Annotated in this window: 7 protein-coding genes; 5 read left to right on the top strand and 2 right to left on the bottom strand. The window is 67.8% G+C overall.

Translation table 11 applies throughout. The annotated features are described in order from the left end of the window. The coding region (locus tag LQV16_RS22765) for a hypothetical protein (RefSeq protein WP_229996111.1) at nt 1-227 on the top strand (227 nt) is incomplete at its 5' end. A 117-nt stretch (nt 228-344) separates the two neighbouring features. Here LQV16_RS22765 and LQV16_RS22770 read toward each other — a convergent pair. After that, nucleotides 345-1,358 carry a medium chain dehydrogenase/reductase family protein gene (locus tag LQV16_RS22770; RefSeq protein WP_229996112.1) on the bottom strand — a complete coding sequence of 338 codons (1,014 nt, stop codon included), beginning with the start codon at nt 1,356-1,358 and terminating at the stop codon, nt 345-347. Nucleotides 1,359-1,481: 123 nt separating this feature from the next. Between LQV16_RS22770 and LQV16_RS22775 the strand changes: the two genes are divergently transcribed. From LQV16_RS22775 to LQV16_RS22785, 3 genes are all read left to right on the top strand, one after another. Next, nucleotides 1,482-1,913 carry a metalloregulator ArsR/SmtB family transcription factor gene (locus LQV16_RS22775; protein ID WP_229996113.1) on the top strand — a complete coding sequence of 144 codons (432 nt, stop codon included), beginning with the start codon at nt 1,482-1,484 and terminating at the stop codon, nt 1,911-1,913. 12 nt (nt 1,914-1,925) lie between these two features. Next, entirely contained in the window at nt 1,926-2,423 is a 498-nt protein-coding gene (locus tag LQV16_RS22780; RefSeq protein WP_229996114.1) for an SRPBCC domain-containing protein, read from the top strand. Between the two features lie 90 nt (nt 2,424-2,513). Continuing rightward, nucleotides 2,514-3,302, top strand: a complete 789-nt coding sequence (locus LQV16_RS22785) for an alpha/beta fold hydrolase (RefSeq protein WP_229996115.1) — start codon at nt 2,514-2,516, stop codon at nt 3,300-3,302. Between the two features lie 31 nt (nt 3,303-3,333). Here LQV16_RS22785 and LQV16_RS22790 read toward each other — a convergent pair whose 3' ends face one another. After that, on the bottom strand, nt 3,334-4,065 hold the full coding sequence (locus LQV16_RS22790) for a TetR/AcrR family transcriptional regulator C-terminal domain-containing protein (RefSeq protein WP_229996116.1): 732 nt from the start codon (nt 4,063-4,065) through the stop codon (nt 3,334-3,336). Between the two features lie 131 nt (nt 4,066-4,196). Between LQV16_RS22790 and LQV16_RS22795 the strand changes: the two genes are divergently transcribed. After that, on the top strand, nt 4,197-4,913 hold the full coding sequence (locus LQV16_RS22795; RefSeq protein WP_229996117.1) for a DUF2306 domain-containing protein: 717 nt from the start codon (nt 4,197-4,199) through the stop codon (nt 4,911-4,913). Nucleotides 4,914-5,087 lie beyond the last annotated feature (174 nt).

Here is a 5,087-nt window from a genome sequence, read left to right on the forward strand (position 1 = left end):
AGGGCGATGTCTTTCCAGGTTTTGGCGTCAGCCACTCCGGCCGGCCCGGCTCCGGCTCCTCCACTTTTGGATCCGTCGCCGCCGCGCTCTTGGCCATCGCGTCCAAGAGCGCGGAAGCTTTTCCCAGAATGTCCACGGCAGCCTCGGACCGCGCCAGCTTGGCCTGGACCTTCCCCCGCTCTGAGCACCGGCTCCAGCAACAGAAAACCTGTCACACAACAGCCTGACACACAGGGACCTTCCGGCGAGCTCGCGGGTTTCCAGCGAACTCGACGGTCGGCCGTGGGTCCGGCGAGCTCGGCCGTAGGCCGTGCGCGTAGTGCCGCGGCGGCGGCCATGCCGGCTTAGGGCACGAGCACGATCTTCCCTTTCGCCGCGGTGCTCCCCAGCAGTTCATGGGCGCGACGAACCTCGGAAAGCGGCAGACGCTCGGCCACCACCGGGTGAATCTCGCCGCGGCGGAGCATCTCGAGCAGCGCGAGGAAGTCCGCCTGGAACCAGTCCTGGTGGTGGATGCGCAACTTCTGAATGCGGTAGGACAGCACCTTTCGGCGGGGTGAGAGCACGCCCCAGACCGCGACGCTCCCGGTTGCCGCATACCAGGCGATCACCCCGGGCCAGTTCTTGCGCCCCCGCGTGATGGTGGCGTAGCGGCCGAACACGACCAGCCGTCCGCCGGGCCGCAGTGCGCGGAAGGAGCGCAGCGACAACGGTCCGCCGAGCCCGTCGAGGGCAACGTCCACGCCGTCGCCGGTGAGCCCGCGCACCCGGGCCAGGAAGTCCTCGTTGTGATAGTCGATCGCCACCGCGCCCAGCCGCTCCACCGCCTCACAGTCCGGGCCGGAAGCGGTCCCGTAGAGACGAAGGCCTGCCAGCGCTCCGAGCTCGAGGGCCGCGGTGCCTACCCTGCCGGCCGCGCCGTGAACCAGAACGCTCTCCCCGGACTTCGCCTTGGCCGTGCGGTGAAGCAGCTGGTATGCGGTCATATAGGGGAAGACGAGGCTCACCACCTCGGCCGGGTCGAGGTCCTCGGGCACCGCGACGGCGTACACCTCCGGCACGCAGACGCGCTCGGCGTTGGCTCCCCACACCGTCAGCGCGCCGATTCGGTCTCCTACTTGTACCCGCGAGCAGCCGGGCCCGAGCTCATCAACGATGCCGACGAGCTCGTAGCCGGGCGTGAACGGCGGCTTCGGCCCGCCGAGATACGTGCCGGCCCGCAGCTGGGTGTCGGTGAACGAGACACCCGATGCCAGGACTTTGACGCGGACTTCGCCCGGACCTGGCCGGGGATCGTCGACCTCCATTACCTTTAGGACCTCGGGTCCGCCGAAGCGGTCGATCACCACACGCTTCATGGGCTCACTCTACGCTCGCCGCACAGCCGGCACATCGGCTCAATGCCGCGCAGCGTCAGGGCCATTCGGGACAGTTCCGCCGCCCATTGACACGCCCGAGCGTCCCGACTATTCTACAACCAAATGGTTGTAGATCAGCTCCAGGCCCAGTTCAGCGACGAAGAACTTGACCGCCTGTTCCAAGCGTTCGCCGATACGACCCGCCGGGACATCGTGCGGCGCGTGACAATGGGCGCGTACTCGGTCTCCGGGCTCGCTGCCCTCTACGCCATGAGTTTCGCAGCCGTCCAGAAACACGTGGCGGTGCTGGAACGCGCTTCCCTTGTCTCCAAGGAGAAGCGGGGAAGGGAGCAGATTGTGCGGGCCAACCACGACGGACTGCAGCGGGCCCGCCGCCTGCTGGACGAGTATGAGGTCATCTGGCGGCAGCGCGCCGACCGGATCGCAGACCTTCTCGCCGAAACAGCCACAGCAGAACCTGGCAGGACACAGACAGGCACCAGGCAAACCAGGAACACGCAAAGCAACAAAACTGAAGGAAAAACTGAAGGATAGGAAAGGTTCGTCATGACGGTTATCAGTTCAGTCAAGAATCTTGAGGCGCTGAGCCTCACCATAGTCGCCGAGTTCGACGCCGGAGTTGGGCGCGTCTGGCAAATCTGGGAAGACCCGCGCCTGCTCGAGCGCTGGTGGGGGCCTCCCACATGGCCGGCAACCTTCGAGAAGCACGAGTTTGTCCCGGGCGGTGCAGCCAGCTACTTCATGACGGGACCCGAGGGGGAGAAGGCCCGCGGCTGGTGGCGGTTCGTGACGATCGAGGCCCCGCACCGCCTGGAGTTCGACGACGGTTTCGCGGACGACAACGGCGACCCCGTGGCGGACATGGGGACCATCCACGGTGTTGTGACGCTGGAGCCAATCGGCGACCGCACCCGAATGACCATCCTGTCCACGTTCGAGGCGGAGGAGCAGATGGAGAAGATTGTTGCCATGGGCATGGAAGAGGGCATGGGGGAGGCCCTGGGCCAGGTCGACGCGATCCTTGCCGAGTCCGTCAACGCCTGACCTGCAACGCAAGCGGACGACGGCGGGAATCTCCCGCCGTCGTTCGCCAAGCCCCTGTTCAGCCCGGTACGTGCGGCGGTAATATGCCCTGTGGCATTCACGCACGGTTACGCGGCGAACGGCGACCTCCGCATGTACTACGAGGTCCACGGCCACCCGCGTGCCGGAGAGCCCCCGCTGCTGCTGATTCCCGGTGGAGGCTCGAGCATCGAGACCAACTTCGCCGGCCTCATCCCGGCGCTGCTGGCCGAAAGCCTGCAGGTGATCGCCGTCGATGAGGAAGGCCACGGGCGGACCGCGGCGACCGGCCGGCCGCTCACCGCCGAAAACTCGGCCGACGACGTCAAAGCCGTGATGGACGAACTCAACGTCGACACCGTGGACGTGCTCGGCTTCAGCGCCGGAGGCCACACCGCGCTGGCGCTGGCCATGCGGCATCCGGCCTCTGTGCGGTGCCTGATTGCCGCCTCCACCTTCGTTAGCCGGGACGCCGTCAGCGACGAGTTCTGGGACGGCATGGCGAAGGCCACCCTCGATGAGATGCCGGAGGTATACAAGGACGCGGACCGCCGGCTCAATCCGGAGCCCGGACACCTTGAGCGGATGTTCGAGCTGGACCGCCAGCGGATCCTGACTTTCGTCGGCTGGCCGGACGCTGACCTGCAGCGCATCACGGCCCGCACCCTGGTGCTGAGCGCCGACCGCGACGTCATCAGCGCAGAGCATTCCGTGCGCATGGCCCGCATCATTCCGGGGGCACGCCTCATGATCGTGCCCGGCAGCCACGGCGATTATCTTGGCGAGCTGGCCGCGAGCGGCGGGGACCTGCGGGCGATGCGGACCGCTGTCCCCTACCTGCTGCGGTTCCTGGAGGAGTAGGCGGCAGCTAGGGCGGTGCCGGCGTCGACGCCTATTCCGGCGTCGACGTCCTTGCTGAAGCGGACGTCCAGCGCTGCCGGTGGAGCCGCTCAAAGCCGTCCAGGAGCAGGTCGAGGGCGAACTCGAACTCGAACTGGTCATCGCATCCCTGTCCCACCGCGGAGTCCGTGTGCGCGGAGGCTGTGGCGACCTTCAGGATGTTCGGATAACGCTCGGCCATCTCCCGGAACATGGCGGCCTGCGCCTCCGGCGGTACGGCGGGCGGCGCCTCCGCGCTTCCGGCGGCGGAGTCGTCGAACAGCTCCTGGGTGAACCCCCACATGCGGCTGCCGAGGGCATGCATGACGTGATGGGTCAGGTCCACGGAGAAGCCTCCCGCCAGGAACATGCCGATGAACGAGTCCATGTAGCCAAGCACCGCCGGCGTCTTGTTGGTGCGCGACTCCAGGACCTGCCGGCCCCACGGGTGCATCAGGAGTGCCCGCCGCGCCGAGAGCACCCGCAGGCGCACGGCGTCCTTCCAGCCGGCATCGCGGACGGGAGGATCGATCTCGCTGACGAGGGCGTCCACCATGCCATCGAGGAGTTCCTCCTTGTTGGCCACGTGCTTGTAGAGCGCCATCGGCACGACGCCGAGTTCCTGCGCCAGCCGGCGCATGCTCAGCGCCTCGATCCCTACCTCATCGGCCAGCGCGACGGCGGCAGCCAGGACGCGGTCACGGCTCAACGGTATCCGGCGCGTGCGCTCCGCTTGCTGGGTCATCCGGCCACCTTTCCCTAACGGTTCCCTGTTGACAAGTGTACGGCGTACACCTAGCGTGGCCGCATCAGGTGTACGCCGTACACCCCGCTCACGTACTACCGCCGCCAGCCATCCCAGCCAAGGACTACGCCGTGACAACACATGCCAGCAGCGCCCCCGTTCCCCGCGTCCGCCGCCGCCCCCAGTGGCCCGTGCCTGCCGGATTGATCCTTCTCAGCCTCATTCCGGTGATCGCGGGTGCGGCGCGGCTGACGGAACTGACGGGCGGAGCCGTCGTCACGGCCCAGAACGCCAGGTTCTTCGCCTCGCCCGTGCCCGTGGTGACGCACATTCTCAGCGTCACCACCTACAGCCTGCTCGGGGCGTTCCAGTTCCTCCCCGCACTGCGGGGCCGCCGCGGCTGGCACCGGGTGGCCGGCCGCGTCCTGGCACCCGCGGGCCTGCTGGCCGCCCTGTCCGGTTTGTGGATGACCCTCTTTTATCCGCTGCCGCCCGGCGACGGGCCCGCACTTTTCGTCCTGCGAATCGTCTTCGGCTCGGCCATGGCGGCGAGCATCGCCCTCGGAATCGCCGCGGTTGTGCGCCGGGACTTCGTGCGGCACGGCGCGTGGATGACCCGGGGCTACGCGATCGGCGTCGCCGCCGGAACGCAGGCGCTGACGGGCCTGCCGTGGATCCTGCTGGTGGGCCCGCCCGACGAGCCGACACGGGCAGTGCTCCTGGGGTCGGCTTGGGTGATCAACGTTGTGGTGGCCGAGTACGTCATCCGCCGGCGCGCCAGGCGGTTCGTGCGGGTGCCGCGGCCTTCCGGGCGGCCGGCCGTGGCGGGTGCTGTTACGCCGGGCTAGACTGCCGCCGTCGAAGTCGCCGGAAGCGTCCCGGCTCGCCGTACTTTCGGAATGAATCAAGCTGTTTGTGACAGCTGGTTGGTTTTGTGGTTGATGCCGGCGTGGGCCGGGGCGGGTGGTGCGGTGGGTTTGTTTCGGTAGCGGTGAGGATGCCGGGCGTGGCAGGCGTTGAGG

This window comes from Arthrobacter sp. Bi26, assembly GCF_918697925.1.
Taxonomy (GTDB): domain Bacteria; phylum Actinomycetota; class Actinomycetes; order Actinomycetales; family Micrococcaceae; genus Arthrobacter.